This window comes from Streptomyces sp. SID13031 (assembly GCF_010548305.1).
Lineage (GTDB): Bacteria > Actinomycetota > Actinomycetes > Propionibacteriales > Kribbellaceae > Kribbella.
The window spans coordinates 218,258-241,441 of the sequence record NZ_JAAGLV010000010.1 but is presented as its reverse complement, the minus strand read 5'-3'; the positions used below and the strand labels follow the sequence as shown (position 1 = coordinate 241,441).

Sequence of the window (23,184 nt, the reverse complement as noted above, 5' to 3'; positions counted from 1 at the left end):
AGAGGGCGCCCCGGGCTAGTTGCCCGGGGCGCCTTTCTTATGCCGCGAAGTCGTCGATCAGACCAGCCATCGGTACGCCGGTGAGCGGCCGCTGCAGGTCATCCAGGTACTGCGCGATCGCGGGCAACGCATCGGTGTCGCTGACGAGCATCGCGGCCGCCCACTCGCGCTCCGGTGACAACAGCATCGCCGCCCGATACCCGTCAAGCCTGCCGTTGAGGTAGAGCATTCCGGCGGGACCTACCGCCCAGCCCAAGCCATAGCTGAGCGGAGTCGATACTCGAGGCGTGGAGATCGCGGCCAGCAACCCCTTGTCCTGCAAGAGAAACTCGCAGAAGCTCAGCAGCTCGGGGACGGTCGACCAAAGCCCGCCACTCGGCCGGCGAGCCCGCGGATAGTCAGCGGTGAAGGCTGTCGAGGACAGCTCTGCCGCCGAGAGCAACTCCTGAAGACCATCTTCGAAGCTGCCACCGGTCAGTCTCGCCAGCAGTGCTCCGGCGAGGAAGTAGTTGCCGTTGTAGTAGGCCCACCGCTCCCCCGGCGGATACTCCTGCCCACCGGCGACCACCAACTTCGCGGCCTCCAGGAAGACTTCGTCGCCGTCGCCCAGCGCGGCAACTTCCGCAGCCTCGACCGTCTGCCTGAGACCGGAGGACTGGGCCAGTACCTGCTCGACGGTCAGTGCCGTCGCCAGCTCCGGCAGGATCTCGGCCACCGATACACTCAGCTCAAACCCCTTGTCCCAAAGGGCTCTCACGACCGCAGCCGCGGTGAACGTCTTGGTCAGCGACGCGATCCGGAACGGCGTCTCCACAGTCGCTCCGGTCGCCGCCAGCTCGCGCTCACCGCGACTCGACACCCCGGCCACCGCACCCCGACCGGCGAATGCCGACAGGTCCAGCTCCACTCAAGTCCCCTTGCGATGCCGCAGGCCCGACGCCAGCAGGCGTTGCACGATCACCCGGCTCGACACCGGTACGGCGCCGGCTGCCACCAGCGCGTCGTACCGGTCGGACGGTACGTCGTAGTGGTCGCGGTCGAAGCCTCGCGCTGGAATGCCTGCCTGGCGGGCGAACTCGTGCAGTTCGTCGTACGACTCGTCGCTGACCAGGTGAGACCACAAGCGATTGTGAGCTGACCAGGCCGGCGGGTCGATGTAGATCATGCCTTCTCGTCCTGCGCGTCGAGCAGGTTCCGCCAGGCGCGGACGAAGCGTGAGTTCACGTATGCCTTGGTCCACGAGCCGTCCTGCCGCACCGACGACCCGACGTGGAAGCGACGGACGCCGGCGCCGTACAGCCACGGGACGTGCTCCGGTTTGAGCGAGCCACCGGCCATCATCACCTTCGCCACCTGCTTGTCGGCAGACGCCAGCTTGAGCAGGTCGTCCAGCCCGTGCCCGACGCCGAGCGACGAGCCCGCGGTCAGCACGCAGTCGAGGCCGGGCAGGCTCCGCAGCGCACGCCACGCCCGCTCCTGCTCGAGCACAGCATCGACGGCGCGGTGGAACGTCCACGGCGTACCGGCGAAGGTGCTGGCGAGTGCGGCGGCCGAGGCGACGTCCACCTCGTTGTCGGAGTTCAGGAAGCCGAACACGAACCCGTCCGCGCCGGCCGACAGGTAGGCCTGCGCCATCGCGGTCAGCCGGTTCAGCTCGGCGCCGTCGGTGCCGAACGAGTTCGTCAGCCGCAGCATCACCCGTAACGGCAGGTCGGTGACCCGGCGGATGGCGCTAACGGTCGACACCGACGGGCACAACCCGTCGGCCTCCATCGAGGCGCACAGCTCCAGCCGGTCCGCGCCGCCCTCCTGAGCCGCCTCGGCATCGGCCGGATGCAAAGCGATGATCTCCAGCAACGAACCCATGCCCGCCATCATCCTGCATCACCCGCCGGCACCGCTCCAGAAATGACAGTTGCGCTCGCCGGAAGTCTTCTGTATCGTTTTTCTAGAACGATTTAGTAGAACGATGCAGAAGCCGTTGGACAAGGTCGGACAAGGAGGCAGGACGATGACACCGAGGGTCACCATCAAGACCATCGCGCAGGCCGCCGGGGTCTCGCCGTCGACCGTCTCCAACGCCTACAACAAGCCCGACCAGCTCTCCGCCGCCGTCCGCGAGCGGATCCTGGCCAAGGCCCAAGAGCTCGGCTACTCCGGCCCCGACGCCTCCGCCCGCGCCCTGCGCAGCGGCAAGGCCGGCGCGGTCGGCGTGCTGTTCACCGACAAGCTCGCCTACGCCTTCTCCGACCCGTACGCCGTCGGCTTCCTGGCCGGGCTGGCCGAGGTCGCCGAGGAGTTCGCCACCAGCCTGCTGCTGGTGCCGCTCAGCTCGACCGACATCCAGGGCGGTACGAACGCGGTCCAGCAGGCGTCGATGGATGCGGCCGCGATCTTCTGCGTCGCCCCCGGCCACCCGGCCTTGGACGTGCTGAAGAACCGGGGCATCCCGGTGGTGTCCACCGACATGGGCGACCACCCGACCGACTCGTGGGTCGCGATCGACGAGTCGGCCAGCGGCGCGGCACTGGGCGAGCACCTGGCCCGGCTCGGGCACCGCGACCTCGTAGTACTGGTCGACAACACCGAGGCGGCCGGCAGCCGGCCGGTCGAGCTGCTGCTCGACGAGGTCGGGTACGCCGACTGCGAGCTGCGGATCCAGGGCCTGCGCAAGGCGATGCCCGATGCCCGGATCAGGATCGTCTCGGGCGGCCACAACGCCTTCGACTCCGGGCTGGCCGCGGCCGGCTGGGTGCTCGACTCGCAGGACCGGCCGACAGCGATCGTCGGGCTGAGCGATGTCCAGGCGCTCGGCGCGATGGAGGCGATGAGGATCCGCGGGCTGGTCCCCGGCCGGGACCTGGCCGTGACCGGGTTCGACGACATCCCCGCCGCCGGGACGGCCGGGCTGACCACGGTCCGGCAGCCCATCAAGGACAAGGGTCGCGCGGTCGGGCGACTGCTGCTCGACCCGAGTCAGACCCAGCGGCAACTCACGATGCCGACCGAGCTGGTCGTCCGCGCCAGCAGCGGTCCGGCACCCCGCAACTGAATCACCCACCCCAGCTGCCGATGGCCACCCCGGCCATGGGTTCTGATCACCACGCCCTTCGGAAGGGAGCACGACCATGACTTACTTCATCGCCGGCAACACCGCAGTGGAGAACGCGAGGTCCCTCGCCCAGTCCGCACTTCCCAACGCTCCTCAGGAGGAGTACTACGAGCCGGCACCGCGGCGCAGTTTCGCGGTCCGCGCCAGGCTCTCCGCCGTACTGCGGACCACCGCCGAGCGCGAGCTCAAGCTCGCCGATCGCCTCGACCCAGCCCCGCGCTGCGAGCCGTTGGCGGGTTGATCCGCACACGCCTCTCCCAAGGCGGCAAGACCCCAAGTCGATCGGCTTGGGGTTTTGTCGGTTCTGTCTGGCACTCTGAAGGGCGATGAACGAACCAGGCGTGTTGCTGACGGCCCGTGCACAGGTGCTCCACGACCTGGCCGTGCGGGGATTCGACGACGCCGTGATGGTGTCCCTACTGGAGGACGCCGTCGCCGGCCGGCAGTGGTGGCTGGACCAATGGCCGGACGGCGCCGAACACATCGCCGGCCTGGTCGCCCAGGACGTCCAGGACCGGCTGTCCGACTCCGGCGTCCGCTGGCCGCGCTGCACAGCCTGCGACGACCTCCACGACCACGAGCTCCGAATCGAGCCCGAGCTCGGCCCCGACCCTCAGTGGGTCTGCGAGCGAGCCGGCATCTCCGTCTCACCGCTCGGCCACCTCACCTGATCCACCTCACCTGATCCACCGCGCTCGCTCCACCGCAGGCGGGCCATTGCGCCTCACACCACCCTGAATGGCTCCCCGGGGCGATTCAGGGTTTTAACTGGTCGCGCTACATGTAGACACCCTACTAATCTGGTCGCCATGAAGTCCTTGGTGAGCCTTCGCCTGGTCGCGGTGCTGCACGCCGTCGCGGTCTGCCTGCAACCCGTGCTCGCGGGTGTCTACCTGAACGGGTCGGGCAGCGCGATGCGGCTGCACGAGCCGCTCGGGCTCGGCCTCGCCTTCGTCTGTCTCGGCCTCGTACTGGTGGCGACGATCTACTGGCGTGCCGGCGGTCGCGCTCGGGCCGTCCTGGTGGCGCTGTTGCTGCTCGCCGCCGAGAGTTTCCAGATCGCGATGGGCTACAACCGCCAACTCGCCCTACACATCCCGCTCGGGATCACGATCGTGGCGATCGCCTGCGCCCTCGCCGTCTGGACGTTCCGCCCGGCCGCGCGCGTTCGCCGTACGAGGAAGCGCGCTGCCGAGGTGCTCGCATGACACTTCAGCTCAAGCCTGAGCGGCGCACCCATCGGCGGCCACGGGCGACCTTGGCGCTGCTTCGCATCCTGCTCCTGCTCCATACCGCCCTCGTCGTGGCGCAGCCGATCCTGGCCGGCTACTTCCTGTCCGGTGAGGTCGACGCGATGGCGTGGCATGGACCGATCGGGTCGTCGTTGTTCCTGATCGCGATGCTCCAACTCGTCGCGGCCGTGCTGTACCGCTGGCCGGGCGGCGGGCGACTGTGGCCCGCCCTCGCCACGGTCGGGCTGATCGTCGCCGAGCTCACCCAGGTCGTCTTCGGCTACGCCCAGAACTTCGCCGTCCACGTACCGCTCGGCACCGCCATCGTGATCACCGTGCTCTGGATGACGGTCTGGTCGTTCCGCTCCAGCGCTCGCCAGGAGGCCAAGAAATGAAGCTGTCCCGCCGTGGATTCCTGGGTGCCGCCGGCGCCCTCACCCTGACCGGCTGCGGTCTCGACGCCTCCCCCGGTCAAACCGCCGAACTGTTGACCAGCAAGGCGCCGCTCCCCGAAGCCTTCCGGGTCCCGCTGCCGATCCCGCCAGTGAAGAAGCCACTTCGCACGCAAGCAGGGGTCGACTACTACCGCGTCGTACAGCAGAAGGCTTCGCTGGAGATCCTGCCCGGCTTGAAGACTGAAGTGCTCGGGTACGACGGGCTGCTACCTGGCCCGACATTCGATGTACGGAGCGGCCGGACGACCGTGATCGAGCAGGTCAACCAGCTCGACGTACCGACGGTCGTGCATCTCCACGGTGGGCACACGCCGGCCACGAGCGACGGCTGGCCGCTTGACCTGCTGATGCCCAATGGCGAGCACCACGGCCATACCGGGCACAGCGGGATGGCCGGTGGCGACGTGAAGACGGGCAGCCGGACGTACAGCTATCCGAACACCCAGCGGGCCGCCACGCTCTGGTACCACGACCATCGGATGGACTACACGGCTCCGCAGGTCTATCGCGGGCTGTTCGGTCTGCACGTGATCCGCGATGCCGAGGAGGACGCGCTTCCCTTACCTGGTGGCGATCGGGAGATCCCGTTGGTGCTGGCGGATCGCGCGTTCGCGGCCGATGGGTCCTTTCTCTACCCGGCGGCGAAGGACGGGCCAGGCGTCGAGACGAAGTACATGGAAGGGGTGATCGGCGACGTCGTTCTCGTCAATGGGGTTCCTTGGCCGGTCCTCGAGGTGGATGCCGCGCGCTACCGGTTTCGCATTCTCAACGCTTCGAATGCGCGCCGCTTCGAGTTGGCCCTGGATCCCGGTCCGGCGAAGTTCATCCAGATCGGTAGCGATGGTGGGCTACTGGGCGCACCCGTGGAGCACCAGACGCTGGTTGTCGCTCCGGCTGAGCGATTCGACGTGGTGGTGGACTTCTCGCAGTACCAGCCTGGTGCTGAGGTCACTTTGCTCAACAAGCTCGACAGCGGGCGAGCCGGGCAGGTGATGCGATTCAAGGTCGCCCGCAAAGCCAGTGACGACAGCTTTGTGCCCGCCAAGCTTTCGTCGTACGCCGCCGTCCCGGAACCGTCCGGCCTGACGCACCGCCAGTGGCGCTTCCGCCGAGGCACCGCGAACGGCCACCAGGGCTGGACGATCAACGGCAGACCCTTCGATCCCGAGCACATGCAAGCGTCGGTCAAGCTCGGCCAGTACGAGATCTGGTCCTTCGTCACCGACGTCCACCACCCCGTGCACGTCCACCTCGCCCCCTTCCAGGTACTGCGAAGAGGCGGAGCCGAGCCAGGCCCCTACGACGCGGGTTGGAAGGACACCGTCGATATCCGTCCCGCCGAGGTCGTCGACGTCCTGGTTAAATTCACCACCCACAAGGGCAAATACCTGATCCACTGCCACAACCTCGAACACGAGGACATGGCCATGATGGCCGCCTTCGAAACCGTCTAGTGGTCTCGGCGGGTGGCTGCCTCATAAGCCTGGGTGCGGAGGGCTTTGCGGTCGATGCCGGCCAGGTCCAGAGCTCGGGGTATGCGGCCCAGGTTCGTGTCGAGGGCGCCGACCAGTAGGTGGGCGGCGCCGATTCGGCCGCCTCCCGTCGCGCTGGCGGTGGCCATAGCGCGTTTGAGCAGGAGCTTCGTGGCCTCGCCGATCTGGGGGCTTCTGCTGCGGTCGGGTGTTGCCTTGGGCAACTCGGCGATCGCTACGGCGACGCCGGCCACCGAGAGGCTTTGCTCCCATTCGCGGTCGAGGGCGGCCCGGGTCGTCTCGTGGGTCAGGCCGGCCTCGGCGAGCAGGCGGGCGGTCGTCGTACCGGATAGTTCGGTCAGGGCGAGCAGTACGTGCTCGGCCTCGATCGTGGCCGAGCCGTCCTCGACGGCCTCGGCGCGGGCGCCGCGGATCAGTACGTCCCGGACATCGTTCACCTTCGTCGTCATCAACGCCTCCTCAGGGCGACGCCCGCGGCGATCAGCCGCTTGGCGTGTTTCTTGTGCACGGCCTGCCGGGTGATCCCCAGCACCTCGGCGACGTCGGACCAGCTCCAGCCCGCCCGCATCGCCTGCTCCACCTGGCTGTCCTCGATCCGGTCCGCCAGCCGCCGCAACGCGACGACCGACGCCAGCCCGGCACCGGGATCGTCCATCTCCACCAGCTTCTCCATGCTTAGCAACTTAGGTTGACAATCAGTCGATGTCAACCTAGGTTGCTAAACCTTAGCTCTTGACCTGTCGCCGAGACTCTGTTTATAGTCAACACATCAGTTGATCAACGGAATGGTTGATAAAGATGGCGATGGACGATGAGGCGCTGGACCGGGCGTTCGCCGCACTCGGGGATCCGGTCCGCCGGGCGCTGATCGCGCGGTTGTCGCGGGGTGAGGCGACGGTCAACGAGCTCGCCGAGCCGTTCGGCATCACCAAGCAGGCGATCTCGCGACACATCCAGGTGCTCGAGGCCGCCGGCCTGATCACCCGCAGCCGCGACGGCCAGCGCCGGCCGTGCCATCTCGACCCGTCCGCCCTGGAGAGCCTGACCAGCTGGATCGACGGCTACCGACTGGCCGCCGAGGCCAGGTTCCGCCGGATCGACTCCGTCCTCGAAACCGTGAAGGAGCAAGACCGATGAACACCAACCCCACCACCATCAGCGCCCCCGCCGGTACGCCGTACATCTCGGTGACCCGCGAGTTCGACGCCACCCCGGCACAGTTGTTCCGGGTCCAGACCGACCCCGAGTTCGTCCCCCAGTGGCTCGGCCCGCGCGACCTGACGATGACGATCCACGAGTACGACGTCCGCCCGGGTGGCAGCTACCGCTACACCCACAAGAGCGCCGACGGCGAGGAGTACGTCTTCCGCGGCGTCTTCCACACCGTCGACACCGACACCCTGGTGATCCAGACCTTCGAGTTCGAGGGTGCGCCCGGCGAGGTCTGCCTCGAGCGGGCGAGCTACGAGAAGACCGACACCGGCGTCCGCCTGCACACCCACTCCGTCTTCCCGTCCGTCGAGTCGCGCGACGCCGCGGTCGAGAGCGGGATGGAGTACGGCATCAACGAGTCGATGGACCGCCTCGCCGAACTACTCGCGAAAGAAGAAGAGTCATGAGCGCCGTCGTCGTGGACATCTCGATGTCGCTGGACGGCTACGTGACCGGGCCCGACGTCGACCTGGAGCACGGCCTCGGTGTGGGCGGCGAAGTGCTGCACAGCTGGACGATCGAGGGTGACACGGCTCGGCGACCGCTTCCGCTTCGTCACCGACGGGCCGGCGAGCGCAGTACGACAGGCCCAAGAAGTTGCTAACGGCAAGGACGTCGTGGTGATGGGTGGCGGCGAGACCTGCCAGGAGTTCCTGACGACGGGGCTGGCCGATGTCATCCGGTTGCACGTGGCGCCCGTAGTACTGGGCTCTGGTACCAGGTTGTTCCCGGCCGGCGCCTCACCTCGGATCGACCTCCAACTGACCGAAGCGGTCAACACGCCGGCGGCCCAGCACCTCACCTACCGGGTCGTGAAATGAGCAGAGTCATCGCTTCGGCAGTTGTCTCGCTGGATGGCTTCATCGCCGACAGCAACTCTTCGAGAACCCTCGCGTGGTCGAAGGCGACCGGGTCACCCACCTGCACTACCGCATCCGGTAGCGCAGGTACCGGCGCCCTGCAGAGCTGTCAGAGGCCGCCGACGCTCCAGAAGAGGTTGACGCCGCCCTGGCCGCCGGAGCGGATCACTGTGTTGCGGCCGGTGCAGTTGGTGCCGGACCAGATTCGCTGGTCCAGGTGCGACTCGTTGTCCACATAGTCGACGGAACTGTTCGTGCGTTCGCACTGGCCGGAGTTCACCGGCAAGCGGTCGTAGACGAGGTTGCCCTGGTTGTAGCCGCAGACACGACCCGGGGCGCACGCCTGGACGGTGGCCGGGCTGGCAGAGGCTGCCTGGGTGGACAAACCGGTCAGCAGCAGTGCTGAGGCTGCCATGGCTCCTGCGATCCCGCTGATTCGTTTGCTCATACCGGAAAAGCTAGTCACCCGGGCAGGCCCGCACGAACAGTTAGACGAGGCTCTGAGTGACCGCCCGTGAACCCAGAGTCGTGCTACCGCAGCGCCGGATGATCGGCGATCACGGTGTAGCTGCCAGGGTCGATCTCGGTGAAACCAGCGTCCTGTACTACGGGCAGCCCGCTCGCCATCAGCTCCTTCCACCGGGCCGGCGTGGCCGTGCGAACAGCGAGCCGGAAGTCGTCGGCTCGCCACGCCTTCCGATCGGCCTCCGACAACTCGAACCACGCCAGGTGTACCCCGTGCCCGACCTGCGCCATCGTCTTGCCGGTCGACATCGTCAGCCCCGGATTCACCCACAGCACCGGCACCCCGGCCTCGAGCGCCGGCAACTCCTCCGGATCCTCCAGATCGGTCCCGGTCACCTGCAGCTTCGCCAGGTCCTTGGGCACCTCGTCCAGCAGCACCGGCGGAAACACCCGTACCACCGCAGCCGACCCGGTCACGGTGATCCCCGGCAGCGCCTCAGCCCGTCGCCACTCGGCACCACGCGCCCGGCGAACCACCTTCCGGATCCGCGCGTCCTGCCACCCGCGCATCGCCGCGGCCCACTCCCCCTCACCGGCCGACCGCTCATCGGCCAGGATCGCCAGCACCGCCCGCGCCCCGGTCTCCAGCGCATCGGTCTGCCCCGGCCGCTCCGCCTTCTCCACCCGCAGCACCAGGGTCAGCACATACTCGTCAGAACTCACCCGCCGAGTCTGCCAGCCCGCCCGGAATCCGGCCTGTTAGTTTGGCCGTATGCGGCAGTATTTGGATCTTCTCGACCACGTACTCACCCACGGCGTCGAGAAGGGGGACCGGACCGGCACCGGGACTCTGAGCGTTTTCGGCCACCAGTCCCGCTATGACCTGACCGCCGGTTTCCCCGCCGTCACGACGAAGAAGCTGCACCTGCGCTCCGTCGTCGGCGAGCTGATCTGGTTCCTGAGCGGCTCGACCAACGTGAAGTGGCTGCACGAGAACAACATCAAGATCTGGGACGAGTGGGCCGACGCCAACGGTGAGCTCGGCCCGGTCTACGGCTACCAGTGGCGCTCCTGGCCGACCCCGGACGGCCGGCAGATCGACCAGATCGCCGCCGTGATCGAGTCGATCAAGACCAACCCGAACTCCCGCCGGCACATCGTCAACGCCTGGAACGTCGCCGACGTCGACGGGATGGCGCTACCGCCTTGCCACACGATGTTCCAGTTCTACGTCGCCGACGGAAAACTGTCCTGCCAGCTGTACCAGCGCTCGGCCGACATCTTCCTGGGCGTGCCGTTCAACATCGCCTCCTATGCGCTGCTGACTCACATGGTCGCGCAGCAGACCGGCCTCGAGGTCGGCGACTTCGTGCACACGCTCGGCGACGCCCACCTCTACCTGAACCACCTCGACCAGGCCAAGCTCCAGCTCACCCGCGAGCCGCGACCGCTGCCGACCCTGCAGCTGGCCAAGCGCGACTCGATCGACTCCTACGAGATCGCGGACGTAGTACTGGACGGCTACGACCCGCACCCGGGGATCAAGGCGCCGATCGCGGTATGACCGTCATCCTGATCGCCGCTGTCGGTGCCAACGGGGTGATCGGGCGGGACAACGACCTGCCCTGGCGGATCCGCGAGGATCTGCAGCACTTCAAGGCGCTCACCCTCGGCCACACGCTGGTGATGGGCCGCAAGACCTACGACTCCATCGGCCGCCCGTTGCCAGGGCGGCGTACGGTCGTCGTCACCCGGCAGCTCGACTGGTCGGCCGACGGCGTCGAGGTGACCCACGACCTCGACACCGCCCTAAAACTTGCTGAAGGCAACGACCTGTACGTGGCCGGCGGCGGCGAGATCTACCGCCAGGCCCTCCCCCACGCCGACCGCCTCGAACTCACCGAGGTCGACCAGTCCCCCGACGGCGACGTCACCTTCCCGGCCTTCGACCGCGCCGAGTGGAGCGAAACCGCCCGCACCCAGCACGACGGTTTCGCCTTCGTCACCTACGTCCGTTAGTTGTTGCGAGGGTCCGTTGTACTGACTGCCCGGTAGGAGTTGTAGAGCGGCTTCGGGGTGCCGTCGATTTTCAGCAGGTCCAGCGCCTGGCCGGTATGGGAGGCGATGGTGGACTGGTTGGCGAGCCAGATGTCGTGGCCGCGCAGCATGGTGAACATGGCCGGCACGTAGAAGTCGGTCCAGGCCTGGTTCTCGTTGCCGGGCCAGCTGAGTTCGATCGTGTCGTTCCACTCGGAGTCGGCCAGCTTCAGCTGGTCGGCGATCGGGTAGCCCTGGTCGGTCAGGCCGGCGAACGTGGCGTCCACATAGGCCTGGAGGTCGGCGTAGAAGGTGCCCCAGGCATCGATTCGCGCCTGGGCGTGGGCCTGGGTGTCGTTCTCCGTCGGCGTGATCAGGTAGGTGTGCGTGGAGATGAAGTCGGGCAGCCAGTCGCGGTTCTGGGCGTGGGCCAGGTAGCCGGCCTTCGCCAGGCCCAGCCAGACCTTCAGCTCGGCCAGGCTGCTCGCCTCGCTGCTGGACCAGCCCGGTCCGCCGATGAAGATCTCATGGCCCAGTGTGCGGGCGTAGGCCTTCAGCGTGGGCGCGTGCACCCAGAGCTCGTCGTAGTACCGCTGGCCGGTCATCCCGCAGTAGTGGTCGGGCTCGTTGCCCAGCTCGTAGAGCCGCACCCGGTTGCCGGCCGTCCGGATGATCCAGTCCTGCCACGCTCGCGACCAGGCGTCGGGCGCCCCCGTGCACTGCTGGTCCCAGATCGGTGGCAGACCGACGAGCGGCTCGGCGCCGAGGCTGCGGATCCCGTCGATGGCGGCGTTGAACTGCGCCTCGGTCTGGCAGTCGGTCGGCCGCAGCTCGCACGGCGGCTTCCACATCTGCCATTTGATCACCCGGATCTTGGCTGCGGTCACGTTGGCAGCGGCGACCGGGTTGCTGATCGCAGCGCCGCCGTCCAGCTCCCAGGCGCCGATGTGCGAGCCGTAGACCAGGTTCTGCGCCGCGAAGAGCGGACCGCGCGGGTCAGTCGCCTGAGCTGCGGTGGTGAAGGTGACATCGTTGCCGGTCACGCGGCCACCGGAGTTCTGGCAGCTGAGCCGGTAGTGATACGCCGTACCCGCCTTGAGCCCGGTCAGCGGGGCCGACACCTCAGCCGTGGCCGCGACGTCGGGCGTAACAGCGGAGTACCGCTTGGTCAGGCCGTAGTCGAAGTGGCAGGTGGTCGCCAGCCCTCGCGGATCCACGGTGCCAGTGGCGACAACCGTCGTACTGCGTACTTCGCGCGCCGGCCCTGTCGTCGCCACCGGCGGCAATTGGGTGGCCGCGGTCCAGCTCACGTCGTCCAGGTAGACCCGGCCGTCCCAGCCTTGGCTGATGACCTCCAGGCCGAGGTGGTGCAGGTCCGGCGCGGACGGGACGGTCCAGATGACCGTGTTCCACTCCCCCGGCCTGAGGTAGGTCTTCGCCCCGAAGCGCTCGACGAACACGTCGTCGGTGACATACGGCTGCACCTGCAGCAGCCAGGCGTTCCTGGGCGCATAGACGTGAAAGGTCACCACGGACCCCACGCCGAGCCCGGTCGGCTTCGCAGGTGATCTGAAGCCGGGGTACTGCTTTCCCTCTACCGGCAGCGCGAGCGATCGGTCTCCACTGTGTACCTGCGAAGTGGAGCTCATCGGAGCCCCGTCTCCCCAGTCGGTGCTCCAGCCCTGGAGGCTCCCGCCCTCCCAGTCGTATCCGGGGTCAGCGGTGGCCTGCACCGCTCTCTCCCCGGTCGCGGTCACCGTCACCGCGAGCGCTATCCCCACCACTACGAGTGCGAGCAGACGTCGGCCGCTCACTCCACGCTGAAACCGTTGCATCGAGGCCCCCCTCGGTCAGTCATCGATTCTGGGTGCCGGGGGGCGGGCCTGGCAATGGCTGGTGACCACGGATCGTATCCGCCGCCTGGCAGCCAGTGCCCGGCAGGGAGCCTCACAGGGAGCCTCAAAGGGGCCCCCGCAACGAGTGGGCAACAGGTCACCCGATTGCACTGGGAACCGGTTAGATTGTGTGCGCGTCACGGAGTGTGTGACAGGGGACGCGGGCGCGGATGCTCGCGGTAGGCCACCGGAGGGGAACGACGATGACCGAAGCTGACAACACACAGGGCGCCGCGCCAGCACCAGGGGCAGCCCAGGCTGCGCCGTCGCCGCTGCAGCCGCCGACCGCCACCGCGCCCGGGTTGATCTTGACCGCCCCGGCGCCGACCCAGCCCGTGGCCGCGACGGCCGCACCGAGCATGGCCCCGGCCGTCGACCCGGCGGCGCTGCCCGCGCTGGACTCCAAGGTCGACTCGTTCCTGACCTCGCTGATGACGGCCGCGCCGCGGTCGCCGGAGTTCGCCCAGAAGGCCGGCGACGTCCGCAGCATGGGTGACGTCGACATCCGGCACGCCGCCGAGAGCTCCAACCGGCTGCTGCAGTCGCCGGTCAAGGCGCTGACCAGCGGCGGCCTGGCCGAGGGGTCGACGGTCGGCAAGACGCTGCTCGAGCTTCGGCGTACGGTCGAGAACCTGGACCCGAAGGAAGCCACCGGGCCGAAGAAGCTGCTCGGGATGATCCCGTTCGGGGACAAGATCGAGGACTACTTCCGCAAGTACCAGAGCGCGCAGAGCCACCTCGAAGGCATCCTGCACTCGCTGCGCAACGGCCAGGACGAGCTCGGCAAGGACAACGCCGCGCTGAACCTGGAGAAGCAGCAGCTCTGGGACGCGATGGGCCGGCTGAACCAGTACGTGTACGTCGCCGAGCGGCTCGACGCGCGGCTGTCGGCGACGATCAGCGAGCTGGACGCGACCGACCCGGACAAGGCCCGCGCGCTGCGCGAGGACGTCTTGTTCTACGTCCGGCAGAAGCACCAGGACCTGCTCGTCCAGCTGGCCGTGTCGATCCAGAACTACCTGGCCATCGACATCGTGATCAAGAACAACATCGAGCTGATCAAGGGGGTCGACCGCGCCTCCACCACGACGGTCTCCGCGCTCCGGACCGCCGTCATCGTCGCGCAGGCGCTCGGCAACCAGAAGCTCGTGCTCGACCAGATCACCGCGCTGAACACGACCACCAGCGGGATGATCGAGCGCACCTCGCAGATGCTGCGGGACAACTCGGTCGCGATCCAGCAGCAGGCCGCGTCGGCGACCATCGGGCTGCCGCAGCTGCAGGCCGCGTTCGCGAACATCTACGCCACGATGGACGCGATCGACACCTTCAAGACGGAGGCGCTGGACAACATGGCCGCCACCATCGGCACGCTGGAGGGCGAGGTGACCAAGTCCCGCAGCTACCTGGACCGGGTCGCCAAGCAGGACCAGCGCGTGGTCTCGGGAACGCTGGACCTCGGCCGCTGAGCTGTTCCTGGGTCTGGGCAAGGACATCCGGCCGGAGTACGAACGCTTCGGCGCTGGGGAATCGGAAGCGGGAGAACGACTGCATGGCATTGGGTGACTTCTTAGCGCGGCTCACGGGTCGTAGCAAGGCGGAGCCTGAGCCTGCCCCGATCCCCCGCGCGCCCAGCACCGACGACCTGTTGCAGGCGCTCGTCCGGGTCGAGCAGCTGGTCGCGGACGGCGCCGTACCGGCCGTGGTGGCGTCGCGGGTCAACCGGGTGGTCCGGATCGTGCGGGAGACCATCCCGCGGCTGGGCAACCTCGGCGGCAGCATCCAGGCGTACTCGGTGATGGCGACCGCGACGGACTACCTGCCGGAGGCGATCGGCGGCTACCTGCGGCTGCCCCGGCAGTGGGCCGACAGCCGGCCGGTGGATCGCGGCAAGACCTCGCTGATGATCCTGATCGACCAGTTGGACCTCTTGGGCTCCACGATGGACAAGGTGTTCGACGCGGTGAACCGCGCCGACGCCGCGGCGCTGATCGCCCATGGCCGGTTCCTGCAGGAGAAGTTCGGTACCGGCTCGACCGGTGGCAGTCTCGCCCTCGGCCCAACCGAGTCGACACCACCACCCGACACCGGCGCCGGCCCACTACAACCACCACCAGGACGAGGAGGGTCATGAGCGGCGTGGGGGGTACTTCGCTACAGGGCGCACTGACGACCCTGCTGACCGTCGCCGCACGTGCGGGTGTCGCGGAGGATGTTGCCCGCGCAGAGGCACTCTCACTGGCCGCCGCCCTCGCTGAGTCAGCACCAGGCGCTCCTGCGGACTGGGCGGCTGTCACACCGGGCGCTGGAACACAGGACTTCTTCGACGCCGCAGTACGCGGCAGGAGATGGCGAGGCGCGCCGACCGCCGTACTGACCGACCTGGTCGCCCAAGGCTCCCCTGAGAAGGTCCCGTACGCCGAAGCGCTGGCCGAGGTCGCCTCAGCAGCCTGCTCACTCGGTGAGCCGACCATGCGTGTCATCGGCAACGCCTCCGTCGCAGCTGCTGCGCAGCTGCAAGCAGCAGGCGCAAGGCGCCTGGAGGCGAGCGGGGCACTGGGCCTGCTCAGCGCAGGCTCCACCGGCGCAGCCGGAAGTTCGGCGGGCGCAGGGACAAGCATTGGCGCCGCAGGCGTAGGGGGCGGCGCAGCCGCTGTGGCCAGCGCAGCGGAGGCGGAGCCTGCTGAGCCCGAGCGGACTGTTGAAGAGTTGCTGGCTGAGTTGGATGAGCTGACTGGGTTGGCGAAGGTCAAGCGGGAAGTACATCGGCAGGTTGCCGTGTTGCGGGTGGAGAAGTTGCGGGTCGAGGCGGGGCTGAAGAGTCCTACGATCACTCGGCATCTGGTGTTCACCGGCAACCCGGGGACCGGCAAGACGACCGTCGCTCGGTTGGTCAGTGGGATTTACAAGGCGTTGGGGCTGCTGTCCAAGGGGCAGTTGATCGAGGTGGACCGTTCCGAGCTGGTTGCCGGGTATCTCGGCCAGACGGCGACGAAGACGGCCGAGGTGGTCGCTTCCGCGGTCGGTGGGGTGTTGTTCATCGACGAGGCGTACAGCCTGACGGCGGGTGAGCTGGGCGCCGATCAGTACGGGCGGGAAGCTGTTGACACGCTGGTCAAGGAGATGGAGGACCGGCGCGACGACCTGGTCGTCATCGTGGCCGGCTATCCGGAGCCGATGGAGGACTTCATCGCCGCGAACCCCGGGCTGGCCAGCCGGTTCCGGACCACGATCGCCTTCGAGGACTACACCGACGACGAGCTGACCGACATCCTCTCCGGGCTGACCGAGGGCGCCGACTACGAGCTGACGCCGAACGCGCTGGACGAGTTCAAGGTGATCCTCGCGTCGACCCGGCGGGACCGGTCGTTCGGCAACGGGCGGTTCGCGCGCAACATGCTGGAGGCCGCGATCGGCCGGCACGCCTGGCGGCTGCGCGATGTGACGGCACCGACGACCGAGCAGCTGCGTCAGATCCTCGCCGAGGACCTGACCGACGAAGAGCTGACAGCCCCGCTCCCCGAGCAACCCGACCCCGCAGTACAGCCCGATCCCGCAGTACCCGAGCAGCCTGAGGCCGTAGTACCGGAAGAGCCTGAGCACGAGCAAGGAGAGACGGCGTGACACAGACAGCCAGTGCGCCCCCCGCGACCAGGTCGCCGGTGGTGCCGCAGGCCGCGGCGCCGGGCCTGCCGACGCCGGCCGTCCAGCCGCAACCCAAGGGCCGGGTCGCCACCCTGCTCGAGGGCACGCCCGGCCGGATGCGCACGCTGCTCATCCTCGCCGCCGTGTTCAGCGTGCTGTTCGGGATCGCCGCGGCGCAGGGCTTCAGCCAGTCCGAAGGCGCATTGAAGCGGGCCGAGGAGAACACCGCCCAGCTGGTACGGATCCAGGCGATCCACACCAACCTGGTCAGCGCGAACGCCGACGCCACCAACGCCTTCCTGGTCGGTGGCCTCGAGCCGCCCGCCCAACGCCAGCACTTCACCGACTCGATGACGACCGCCGCCAAGCTGATCGCCGAGGCCGCCACCGCGCAGCCCGCCGACCAGAGGGCCCTCGGCGAGCTCAACGTCACGCTGCTCAGCTACCAAGGCCTGATCGAGCAGGCCCGGGCGAACAACCGGCAAGGCCTGCCGCTCGGCTCGCAGTACCTGAAGGACGCCAGCGCCACCCTGCAGCAAGACTCGCTGCCGGTGCTGAACGAGCTGGTCAAGGCCAACCGGGCCCGCGTAGACACCGAGTTCGACGGCGTCGGCATGGGCAACATCTGGCTGATCGTCGGCGGCCTGCTCGCCCTCGTCGTACTGGGCTACTCCCTGTGGTGGCTGGCCAAGCGCACCCACCGTTACCTGAACGTGCCGGTCGCGGCAGCCGCAGTACTCGTGCTGCTCACCATGGTCGTCGGCGGCGCCTCGCTCGCGGGTGCGTCCAGCTCGGCCAAGGACACCAGGAACAACGCGTACGCCGACACGCTGGCGCTCTCCCAGGCCCGGATCGCGGCGTACGACGCGAAGTCGAACGAGAGCCTGACCCTGATCGCCCGCGGCTCCGGTACCGCGTTCGAAGCAGCCTGGAAGAAGTCGGCCGATGACACCGCCGGCCAACTCGAGCAGGTCGCGAACACCGCACCCGGCCTGGATTCGTTGTGGGGCGACTACCGCACGGTCCACGTCGGGATCCGCAAACTCGACGACACCGACGGCAAGTGGCAGGACGCCGTCAACACGGCCGTCGGCACCGGCGACGGGACGTCCAACGAAGCCTTCAAGGCCTTCGACGACCAGTCGGCGACCAAGCTGGCCGACTTCAGCGCGCAGGCTCGCGCCGAGCTGACCGACGCTCGCAACGGGCTGCCGCCGATCGGCTGGCTGGGCCTGCCGATCGGGATCGCCGCCGCCCTGCTCGCCGCCTGGGGATTCTCCCAGCGACTGGAGGAGTACCGATGAACAAGACCCGCCTGATCGCCGGTTCGCTGGCTCTCCTCTTCGCCGCGACCGCCTGCGGTTCCAGCTCGTACGACGCGACGCCGGTGCCGGTCAAGCCGACGCCGGCCCCGGCCAAGCCGGCTGCTCCGGCCACGGCGACCTGCACCAACGCGCTGCAGTCGTACAAGCCGGACGGCCCGCTGCCGGCTCCGCTCCAGATGCCCACCGGCAGCACGATGGCCCGGATCCAGGCGTATGGCCGGCTCGTCGCCGGAGTGTCCGCGGACAGCCTGAACCTCGGCTCGCGCAATCCGATCTCGGGCAAGATCGAGGGTTTCGACATCGACATGATCAACGCCGTCGCGGCGGCGATCTTCGGTACCGCCGAAGGCCACGTCGAGCTGCGGGTGATCTCCAGCCCGCAGCGGCTGCCGGTGCTGCAGGCCAAGCGCGGCCCCGGCGCCGTCGACATCGTCGCGCGCAACATGACGATCAACTGCGACCGGTGGACGAAGATCGCGTTCTCGGCCGAGTACTACCACTCCGGCCAGAAGCTGCTCGTCCAGCGGGACATGAAGGCCAAGACGCTGGCCGAGCTGAGCGGCCAGAAGATCTGCGCGCCGACCGGTTCGACCAGCTACGACAACATGATCAAGGCAAACCCCAAGGTGATCCCGGTCAACGCCGACACCGACACCGGCTGCCTGGTGCTCTTCCAGCAGAGCAAGGTCGTCGGCATCACCGGTGACGACACCGTGCTGGCCGGCGACGCCGCGCAGGACCCCTATGCGAAGGTCACAGACGCGCCGGCCTTCAGCGACGAGCCGTACGGCCTCGGCATGAACTCCGGCGATACCGACTTCGTGAAGTTCGTCAACGGCGTGCTGGAGAAGATGAAGGCCGACGGCAGCTGGCAGACGTCGTACCACACGTGGCTCGAGGCGGCCCTCGGCAAGGCTGTCCCGCCGCAGCCCATCTACGGCCGAGTCGCCCCCTGATGACCGTAGGCGCGCCGACGGCCACCGCGCCGCAGCCACCGGGCAGGATCGGCAGCAGCATCCCCGCAAAGGATCTGCTGGCGTTCCTCGATGCCCTGGGGAGCTGGCGCGACCGGCGCCGGGCGGAGCTGGACGAGCTCGACCAGGCCGCCCTGCAAGCAGCCGACGCCGACGCCCTGAGCGGCGACGTCGTGCTGGCGATGGCGGTCTGGAAGGCGGTCTCTGACCGGTATGAGCTGATCCTGGTCACCTGGGACTCAGGCCGGGTGGGCGCGACCGAGACCGAGCGGATCTCCACCTTGATCTGGGGTGGTCTGGACACCGGCGGCGCGGCCGGCTCGCTCGCCGTTTCGTTGCCTGAGGCATGCACTTTGTCGGACGCGCTGGCCTCGACGCTGCGGGCCAAGCTCTCGCTCGAGCCCGGCGACGCCGATCGGGCGGCCCGGATGCGGCAGTTGCGCGCGCAGGTGGAGCGGATCAAGGATCTGGTCGCGATCGAGCCCGCAGCGAACCGCAACGCGGCGATCGCCGAGCACCACGATCTCGACCGGCGCGTCACCGACCTGACCGAGCGGGCCAAGCGCGGCGCCGACATCGGCGGGCTGATCGGTCCGCTGGAGATCGATGCCGCGCACAACGAACGCGATCTCATCGTCGGCGCCGCGACCCGGCGTGAACGGGCGGCCGACGTCGCCCGGGCTCGCGCGGTGCGGAACGAGCTCGAAGCGCAGGGGCAGGCGGTCCGCGCGTTGGCGGATCGTTGCGTCGCCGGGGTCTCGCCCGCGCCGCGGCTCGCAGTACCGGATGTGACTGCGTTGGGGCCGGTGCCGAACACACCGGCCGAGTTGGAGAAGTACTTGACCCGGCTGGACGCAGTACGGCGGGCGCTGGGACAGGCGCAGACGGCGTACGGCTCCGCGCTGGAGCGTAGGGACGAGTTGGCCGGGCGGCTGGACGCGTATCAGGTGAAAGCCGGCAGCGTCTCCCGGAGCAGTGGAACCACCGAAGACCTGGCCGAGCTGTATCGACGCGGCCGCGCGGTGCTCGACGCGGAACCAGTGGACCTGGTTCGGCTCGGCGCGCTCGTGGCGGCGTACCAGACGTATCTGGGAGTGACGACATGACGACCATCGCCTGCACACAGCCGGGCTGCACCGGCACGATCCTGGACGGCTACTGCGACGTCTGCGGCTCACCTGGTGGTGCGACCTCGGCACCAGCTGCCTCGTCGATGCCAGACCCGATCAGTAGCGCGTCGACCGTCTCGCGTGCCTCCAACCGGCTGGCCTCGACGCCACTGGGCTCGGCCCGGGCCACCGCGGCCGGCTCCAAGCTGACCCGCAGACTCGGTACTTCGTCCACGCGGCTGCGCGGGGCAAGACTCGGCGCCGGGCTGACTCATGTGCCGCCGATCCCTGCGATCGATGCCGGCAAGGCGATCCTGGCCAACCCGATGGTCCCCGAGGACCGCCGCAACTGCCCGAACTGCGGCCACGCGGTCGGCCGTTCACGAGGCGACCAGCCGGGCCGTACCGAGGGCTTCTGCCCGAAGTGCCGCAGCCCGTTCTCGTTCTCGCCGAAGCTGAAGGACGGCGACCTGGTCGGCGGCCAGTACCTGGTCAGGGGCTGCCTGGCGCACGGTGGTTTCGGCTGGATCTACATGGCCCAGGACAAGAACGTGTCCAACCGCTGGGTGGTGCTGAAGGGCCTGCTGAACTCCGAGGACCCCGACGCCGTGGCGGCCGCGATCGCCGAGCAGCAGTTCCTGGCCCGGGTCGAGCACCCGCTGATCGTCGAGATCTACAACTTCGTCACCCACGACGGCGCCGGCTACATCGTGATGGAGTACGTCGGCGGCACCTCGCTGAAGACGCTGCTCAAGCAGCGGATGGCGGCCAACCACAACCAGTACGACGCGCTGCCGATCGACCAGGCGATCGCCTACCTGCTCGAGATCATGCCCGCGTTCTCCTACCTGCACGACCTCGGCCTGGTCTACTGCGACTTCAAGCCGGACAACATCATCCAGGTCGGCGACGCGGTCAAGCTGATCGACCTCGGCGGTGTCCGGCGGATCGACGACATGGACTCGGCGATCTACGGCACCGTCGGTTTCCAGGCTCCGGAGGTGGCCGAGGTCGGCACCTCGGTCGCCTCGGACATCTACACGCTCGGCCGGACGCTGTGCGTGCTCGCCTTCGAGTTCCGCGGCTACCAGTCGAAGTACGTCAGCACGCTGCCGCCGGTCGCCGAGGTGCCGCTGTTCCAGCAGTACGACTCGGTCTACCGGCTGCTGGTCAAGGCGTGCGCGCCCGACCCGGCTGACCGTTTCGTGTCTGCGGACGAGTTCCGCGTCCAGCTCCTCGGCGTACTGCGGGAGGTGGTCGCCGACAAGCAGGGCGTCAAGGCTGCCCAGCACTCCACGTCGTCGCTGCTGTTCGGCAGCCCGGGCGACCTCGCGGCCGGCCTGGGCGACGAGGCCGAGCCGTGGCGGCGGCTGCCGTCGCTGGTGAAGGACGACAGCGACAAGATGGCCGGCTGGCTGAAGACCGTGAGCGTGCCCGACCCGCAGAAGCGGCTCGAGCTCCTCGTGGACGCGCCGGAGTCGTCTGCGCAGATCCTGCTGGAGATCGCCCAGACCGCACTGGAGATCGGGCCAGCCCGGTACGACATGGTCGACACTGCGGTCGCTGACCTGCTTGCCGGCGACCCCTGGGAGTGGCGGGCGGTCTGGATGTCCGGACTCGTCGCACTGGCCCGCAACGACGCTGCTACCGCCCAGTCGGCCTTCAACGCCGTCTACGGCCAGGTGCCGGGTGAGCTGGGGCCTAAGCTCGCACTGGCCGTCTCCTGCGAGATCAGCGGCGAGTACGACGTAGCAGAGGGCCTGTACCTGACCTGTGCTCGCACTGACGCGAACTACATCGCCCCCTCCGCCTTCGGGCTGGCGGCGCTCCGGTCCGCCCGTGGGGACCTCGACGGCGCGGTCGGCGCGCTCGACCTGGTACCGCAGACCAGCGGGTCGTACGTGCGGGCTCGCCGCCTGCGAGCCGGTCTACTGGCAGGATCGGGGCGTGGACTGCCCGCGCTGGCCGAGGCGATGAGCAACATCGAGAGCGTGACAATCGACCCGGTCGATCGGGCGAACCTGACCGCGACCATCTTCCGGACCGCCCTGGACGAGGTCCTCGGCAAGGGTCCGCAGCCCGGGCTGAAGATCGCCGGCCGGGAGGCGGTCGAGCCGGACCTGCGGGACGGCCTCGAAGCCGCCTACCGTGAACTCGCCGGGCACGCCCGAAGCAAGCAGGAACGGATCGCCCTGGTCGACCTGGCCAACGATGTTCGAGGATGGACGCTGCGATGACGAGTACGACCCAGACGGTCTGCCCCAGCTGCGGTGGGCCGATCTCCGACGCCGACCACTTCTGTGAGGCATGCGGGGCCGAGCTCGCGCCTGTTGCCACACCGGCCACCCCCGCGATCGACACCGACACCGAGCCGACGGTCGAGCTGAACCCGGCCGCCGCTCACGGTGCCGAGGCTGCCCCCGGCCCCTGCCGCTCCTGCGGCGGGGCGATCAGCTCCGACGGGTACTGCGAGACCTGTGGCACGAAGGCGACCAAGGCGCGCGACCACTTCAGCGAGCAGCCCGCCCCCTGGGTGGCGGCCGTGTGCGACCGAGGGATCCGGCACAGCCGCAACGAGGACGCCGCGGCGATCGCTGCCGACCCGGAGCCGGGCAGTCGTGCCCTGCTGGTGGTCTGCGATGGCGTCAGCTCCTCGCTCGACTCCGACGTGGCCAGCCTGGCCGCTGCCCGGGCTGCCCGCGACGTACTGGCTGCTGGGCACGCGCAGGGGATGGGGACTGAGTCCTCTCGCAACAGCGCGGTCATCGCGCGGCTCAAGGCTGCAGCGGATGCGGCTAGCGACGCAGTACTGGAGAACACTTCGCCGGACAGCCCGAATCCGGCTTCCTGCACGTTTGTGGCCGCAGTACTCGAGGGCGACCTCCTGGTGGCGGGTGTGGTGGGCGACAGCCGGGCGTACTGGTTCCCGGACAACGCTGAGGCCGTTGCGCTCACTGTTGATGACTCCTGGGCTGCCGAGCTGATCGCGACCGGCGTACCGCGCCATGAGGCGGAGTCGGGTCCGCAGGGCCACGCGATCACCCGGTGGCTGGGCAAGGACGCCCCTGACCACACACCCCGTACTACGTCGCTGAAGGTGGCTGGGCCCGGCTGGCTGGTGGTCTGCTCGGACGGTCTGTGGAACTACTGCTCCGAGGCGGCACCGCTGGCCGAACTGGTACGTCAGACCGCTGCGGCCAACGGTGACGAGCCGCTGGCCACTGCTTCTGCTCTGGTCGACTGGGCCAACACCCAGGGCGGTCAGGACAACATCACTGTCGCGCTCGCTCGTATCTGAACTGCTCCTGCACTGCCCTTGATCCTCTGAACTGCTTCTTCTGCACTGCTCTTGATCCGTTGCCGTTGTACC

27 protein-coding genes are annotated in these 23,184 nt (G+C 68.5%); 19 read left to right on the top strand and 8 right to left on the bottom strand.

The window, feature by feature from the left end; translation table 11 throughout:
* Positions 1-37: 37 nt before the first annotated feature.
* Genes G3I17_RS21450 through G3I17_RS21440 form a run of 3 tightly spaced genes read right to left on the bottom strand, consistent with a single transcriptional unit; the run spans position 38 to position 1,866 of the window.
* Positions 38-907, bottom strand: a complete 870-nt coding sequence (locus G3I17_RS21450; RefSeq protein WP_164599022.1) for a serine hydrolase domain-containing protein — start codon at positions 905-907, stop codon at positions 38-40.
* Positions 908-1,165 (bottom strand): DUF4031 domain-containing protein, encoded by a 258-nt coding sequence (locus G3I17_RS21445; RefSeq protein ID WP_164599020.1) that lies wholly within the window; start codon positions 1,163-1,165, stop codon positions 908-910. It lies immediately after the preceding gene.
* Positions 1,162-1,866: a copper homeostasis protein CutC gene (locus G3I17_RS21440; protein ID WP_164599018.1), complete on the bottom strand. Its 705-nt coding sequence runs from the start codon at positions 1,864-1,866 to the stop codon at positions 1,162-1,164. The genes G3I17_RS21445 and G3I17_RS21440 overlap by 4 nt, the downstream gene beginning before the upstream one ends.
* Positions 1,867-2,011: 145 nt before the next feature.
* Between G3I17_RS21440 and G3I17_RS21435 the strand changes: the two genes are divergently transcribed.
* The 6 genes from G3I17_RS21435 (at position 2,012) to G3I17_RS21410 (ending at position 6,253) form a co-directional block, all read left to right on the top strand.
* Positions 2,012-3,052, top strand: a complete 1,041-nt coding sequence (locus G3I17_RS21435) for a LacI family DNA-binding transcriptional regulator (RefSeq protein ID WP_164599016.1) — start codon at positions 2,012-2,014, stop codon at positions 3,050-3,052.
* A gap of 76 nt (positions 3,053-3,128) precedes the next feature.
* Positions 3,129-3,353, top strand: coding sequence for a hypothetical protein (locus tag G3I17_RS21430; RefSeq protein WP_164599014.1), 225 nt, complete (start codon positions 3,129-3,131; stop codon positions 3,351-3,353).
* 85 nt (positions 3,354-3,438) lie between these two features.
* Positions 3,439-3,783, top strand: coding sequence for a hypothetical protein (locus tag G3I17_RS21425; RefSeq protein WP_164599012.1), 345 nt, complete (start codon positions 3,439-3,441; stop codon positions 3,781-3,783).
* 138 nt (positions 3,784-3,921) lie between these two features.
* Positions 3,922-4,320: a hypothetical protein gene (locus tag G3I17_RS21420; protein ID WP_164599010.1), complete on the top strand. Its 399-nt coding sequence runs from the start codon at positions 3,922-3,924 to the stop codon at positions 4,318-4,320.
* On the top strand, positions 4,317-4,739 hold the full coding sequence (locus G3I17_RS21415; protein ID WP_164599008.1) for a hypothetical protein: 423 nt from the start codon (positions 4,317-4,319) through the stop codon (positions 4,737-4,739). Before G3I17_RS21420 ends, G3I17_RS21415 begins: the two co-directional genes overlap by 4 nt.
* Entirely contained in the window at positions 4,736-6,253 is a 1,518-nt protein-coding gene (locus G3I17_RS21410) for a multicopper oxidase domain-containing protein (protein ID WP_164599006.1), read from the top strand. Before G3I17_RS21415 ends, G3I17_RS21410 begins: the two co-directional genes overlap by 4 nt.
* Here the strand turns inward: G3I17_RS21410 and G3I17_RS21405 are convergent.
* Together G3I17_RS21405 and G3I17_RS21400 are read right to left on the bottom strand one after the other, a co-directional pair.
* Positions 6,250-6,741: a Clp protease N-terminal domain-containing protein gene (locus G3I17_RS21405; protein ID WP_164599004.1), complete on the bottom strand. Its 492-nt coding sequence runs from the start codon at positions 6,739-6,741 to the stop codon at positions 6,250-6,252. The genes G3I17_RS21410 and G3I17_RS21405 overlap by 4 nt on opposite strands.
* Positions 6,741-6,965, bottom strand: coding sequence for a hypothetical protein (locus G3I17_RS21400; protein ID WP_164599002.1), 225 nt, complete (start codon positions 6,963-6,965; stop codon positions 6,741-6,743). The genes G3I17_RS21405 and G3I17_RS21400 overlap by 1 nt, the downstream gene beginning before the upstream one ends.
* A 125-nt stretch (positions 6,966-7,090) precedes the next feature.
* Here G3I17_RS21400 and G3I17_RS21395 point away from each other — a divergent pair, with 125 nt between their 5' ends.
* From G3I17_RS21395 to G3I17_RS40925, 3 genes are all read left to right on the top strand, one after another.
* Positions 7,091-7,429 (top strand): metalloregulator ArsR/SmtB family transcription factor, encoded by a 339-nt coding sequence (locus G3I17_RS21395; protein WP_239062741.1) that lies wholly within the window; start codon positions 7,091-7,093, stop codon positions 7,427-7,429.
* Positions 7,426-7,911, top strand: coding sequence for an SRPBCC family protein (locus G3I17_RS21390; RefSeq protein ID WP_164599000.1), 486 nt, complete (start codon positions 7,426-7,428; stop codon positions 7,909-7,911). The genes G3I17_RS21395 and G3I17_RS21390 overlap by 4 nt, the downstream gene beginning before the upstream one ends.
* Before the next feature lie 117 nt (positions 7,912-8,028).
* Positions 8,029-8,325 carry a dihydrofolate reductase family protein gene (locus tag G3I17_RS40925; RefSeq protein WP_343238369.1) on the top strand — a complete coding sequence of 99 codons (297 nt, stop codon included), beginning with the start codon at positions 8,029-8,031 and terminating at the stop codon, positions 8,323-8,325.
* 148 nt (positions 8,326-8,473) lie between these two features.
* Here the strand turns inward: G3I17_RS40925 and G3I17_RS21380 are convergent, their stop codons facing one another.
* The gene (locus tag G3I17_RS21380; RefSeq protein WP_164598998.1) at positions 8,474-8,812 is read right to left on the bottom strand and encodes a hypothetical protein; all 339 of its coding nucleotides are present in this window, start codon (positions 8,810-8,812) and stop codon (positions 8,474-8,476) included.
* 83 nt (positions 8,813-8,895) lie between these two features.
* Entirely contained in the window at positions 8,896-9,552 is a 657-nt protein-coding gene (locus G3I17_RS21375; RefSeq protein ID WP_164598996.1) for a peptidyl-tRNA hydrolase, read from the bottom strand.
* 49 nt (positions 9,553-9,601) lie between these two features.
* Here G3I17_RS21375 and G3I17_RS21370 point away from each other — a divergent pair, with 49 nt between their 5' ends.
* Together G3I17_RS21370 and G3I17_RS21365 are read left to right on the top strand one after the other, a co-directional pair.
* Positions 9,602-10,393 carry a thymidylate synthase gene (locus G3I17_RS21370; protein WP_164598994.1) on the top strand — a complete coding sequence of 264 codons (792 nt, stop codon included), beginning with the start codon at positions 9,602-9,604 and terminating at the stop codon, positions 10,391-10,393.
* Positions 10,390-10,848, top strand: a complete 459-nt coding sequence (locus G3I17_RS21365) for a dihydrofolate reductase (RefSeq protein ID WP_164598992.1) — start codon at positions 10,390-10,392, stop codon at positions 10,846-10,848. The genes G3I17_RS21370 and G3I17_RS21365 overlap by 4 nt, the downstream gene beginning before the upstream one ends.
* Here G3I17_RS21365 and G3I17_RS21360 read toward each other — a convergent pair.
* On the bottom strand, positions 10,845-12,701 hold the full coding sequence (locus G3I17_RS21360) for a hypothetical protein (protein ID WP_164598990.1): 1,857 nt from the start codon (positions 12,699-12,701) through the stop codon (positions 10,845-10,847). The two genes, G3I17_RS21365 and G3I17_RS21360, sit on opposite strands and share 4 nt — an antisense overlap.
* Positions 12,702-12,964: 263 nt before the next feature.
* Between G3I17_RS21360 and G3I17_RS21355 the strand changes: the two genes are divergently transcribed.
* From G3I17_RS21355 to G3I17_RS21320, 8 genes are all read left to right on the top strand, one after another.
* Positions 12,965-14,230, top strand: coding sequence for a toxic anion resistance protein (locus G3I17_RS21355; protein WP_164598988.1), 1,266 nt, complete (start codon positions 12,965-12,967; stop codon positions 14,228-14,230).
* Between the two features lie 83 nt (positions 14,231-14,313).
* Positions 14,314-14,895, top strand: coding sequence for a hypothetical protein (locus G3I17_RS21350; protein ID WP_164598986.1), 582 nt, complete (start codon positions 14,314-14,316; stop codon positions 14,893-14,895).
* Positions 14,892-16,385 (top strand): AAA family ATPase, encoded by a 1,494-nt coding sequence (locus G3I17_RS21345; RefSeq protein WP_203590546.1) that lies wholly within the window; start codon positions 14,892-14,894, stop codon positions 16,383-16,385. The genes G3I17_RS21350 and G3I17_RS21345 overlap by 4 nt, the downstream gene beginning before the upstream one ends.
* Positions 16,382-17,710, top strand: a complete 1,329-nt coding sequence (locus G3I17_RS21340) for a hypothetical protein (RefSeq protein ID WP_164598984.1) — start codon at positions 16,382-16,384, stop codon at positions 17,708-17,710. The genes G3I17_RS21345 and G3I17_RS21340 overlap by 4 nt, the downstream gene beginning before the upstream one ends.
* Positions 17,707-18,687 (top strand): glutamate ABC transporter substrate-binding protein, encoded by a 981-nt coding sequence (locus tag G3I17_RS21335; protein WP_164598983.1) that lies wholly within the window; start codon positions 17,707-17,709, stop codon positions 18,685-18,687. Before G3I17_RS21340 ends, G3I17_RS21335 begins: the two co-directional genes overlap by 4 nt.
* The gene (locus tag G3I17_RS21330; RefSeq protein ID WP_164598981.1) at positions 18,687-19,811 is read left to right on the top strand and encodes a hypothetical protein; all 1,125 of its coding nucleotides are present in this window, start codon (positions 18,687-18,689) and stop codon (positions 19,809-19,811) included. Before G3I17_RS21335 ends, G3I17_RS21330 begins: the two co-directional genes overlap by 1 nt.
* On the top strand, positions 19,808-22,051 hold the full coding sequence (locus G3I17_RS21325; RefSeq protein ID WP_164598979.1) for a serine/threonine-protein kinase: 2,244 nt from the start codon (positions 19,808-19,810) through the stop codon (positions 22,049-22,051). The genes G3I17_RS21330 and G3I17_RS21325 overlap by 4 nt, the downstream gene beginning before the upstream one ends.
* Positions 22,048-23,112 (top strand): PP2C family serine/threonine-protein phosphatase, encoded by a 1,065-nt coding sequence (locus G3I17_RS21320; protein WP_203590545.1) that lies wholly within the window; start codon positions 22,048-22,050, stop codon positions 23,110-23,112. The genes G3I17_RS21325 and G3I17_RS21320 overlap by 4 nt, the downstream gene beginning before the upstream one ends.
* Positions 23,113-23,184: the final 72 nt, after the last annotated feature.

What these genes read in the sequence shown, in the direction of transcription:
- G3I17_RS21445 (WP_164599020.1), bottom strand. Translation starts at nt 1,165, where the DNA reads ATGATCTACATCGACCCGCCGGCCTGGTCAGCTCACAATCGCTTGTGG.
- G3I17_RS21440 (WP_164599018.1), bottom strand. Translation starts at nt 1,866, where the DNA reads ATGGGTTCGTTGCTGGAGATCATCGCTTTGCATCCGGCCGATGCCGAG.
- G3I17_RS21435 (WP_164599016.1), top strand. Translation starts at nt 2,012, where the DNA reads ATGACACCGAGGGTCACCATCAAGACCATCGCGCAGGCCGCCGGGGTC.
- G3I17_RS21430 (WP_164599014.1), top strand. Translation starts at nt 3,129, where the DNA reads ATGACTTACTTCATCGCCGGCAACACCGCAGTGGAGAACGCGAGGTCC.
- G3I17_RS21425 (WP_164599012.1), top strand. Translation starts at nt 3,439, where the DNA reads ATGAACGAACCAGGCGTGTTGCTGACGGCCCGTGCACAGGTGCTCCAC.
- G3I17_RS21420 (WP_164599010.1), top strand. Translation starts at nt 3,922, where the DNA reads ATGAAGTCCTTGGTGAGCCTTCGCCTGGTCGCGGTGCTGCACGCCGTC.
- G3I17_RS21415 (WP_164599008.1), top strand. Translation starts at nt 4,317, where the DNA reads ATGACACTTCAGCTCAAGCCTGAGCGGCGCACCCATCGGCGGCCACGG.
- G3I17_RS21410 (WP_164599006.1), top strand. Translation starts at nt 4,736, where the DNA reads ATGAAGCTGTCCCGCCGTGGATTCCTGGGTGCCGCCGGCGCCCTCACC.
- G3I17_RS21405 (WP_164599004.1), bottom strand. Translation starts at nt 6,741, where the DNA reads ATGACGACGAAGGTGAACGATGTCCGGGACGTACTGATCCGCGGCGCC.
- G3I17_RS21400 (WP_164599002.1), bottom strand. Translation starts at nt 6,965, where the DNA reads ATGGAGAAGCTGGTGGAGATGGACGATCCCGGTGCCGGGCTGGCGTCG.
- G3I17_RS21395 (WP_239062741.1), top strand. Translation starts at nt 7,091, where the DNA reads ATGGCGATGGACGATGAGGCGCTGGACCGGGCGTTCGCCGCACTCGGG.
- G3I17_RS21390 (WP_164599000.1), top strand. Translation starts at nt 7,426, where the DNA reads ATGAACACCAACCCCACCACCATCAGCGCCCCCGCCGGTACGCCGTAC.
- G3I17_RS21380 (WP_164598998.1), bottom strand. Translation starts at nt 8,812, where the DNA reads ATGAGCAAACGAATCAGCGGGATCGCAGGAGCCATGGCAGCCTCAGCA.
- G3I17_RS21370 (WP_164598994.1), top strand. Translation starts at nt 9,602, where the DNA reads ATGCGGCAGTATTTGGATCTTCTCGACCACGTACTCACCCACGGCGTC.
- G3I17_RS21365 (WP_164598992.1), top strand. Translation starts at nt 10,390, where the DNA reads ATGACCGTCATCCTGATCGCCGCTGTCGGTGCCAACGGGGTGATCGGG.
- G3I17_RS21360 (WP_164598990.1), bottom strand. Translation starts at nt 12,701, where the DNA reads ATGCAACGGTTTCAGCGTGGAGTGAGCGGCCGACGTCTGCTCGCACTC.
- G3I17_RS21355 (WP_164598988.1), top strand. Translation starts at nt 12,965, where the DNA reads ATGACCGAAGCTGACAACACACAGGGCGCCGCGCCAGCACCAGGGGCA.
- G3I17_RS21350 (WP_164598986.1), top strand. Translation starts at nt 14,314, where the DNA reads ATGGCATTGGGTGACTTCTTAGCGCGGCTCACGGGTCGTAGCAAGGCG.
- G3I17_RS21345 (WP_203590546.1), top strand. Translation starts at nt 14,892, where the DNA reads ATGAGCGGCGTGGGGGGTACTTCGCTACAGGGCGCACTGACGACCCTG.
- G3I17_RS21335 (WP_164598983.1), top strand. Translation starts at nt 17,707, where the DNA reads ATGAACAAGACCCGCCTGATCGCCGGTTCGCTGGCTCTCCTCTTCGCC.
- G3I17_RS21330 (WP_164598981.1), top strand. Translation starts at nt 18,687, where the DNA reads ATGACCGTAGGCGCGCCGACGGCCACCGCGCCGCAGCCACCGGGCAGG.
- G3I17_RS21325 (WP_164598979.1), top strand. Translation starts at nt 19,808, where the DNA reads ATGACGACCATCGCCTGCACACAGCCGGGCTGCACCGGCACGATCCTG.
- G3I17_RS21320 (WP_203590545.1), top strand. Translation starts at nt 22,048, where the DNA reads ATGACGAGTACGACCCAGACGGTCTGCCCCAGCTGCGGTGGGCCGATC.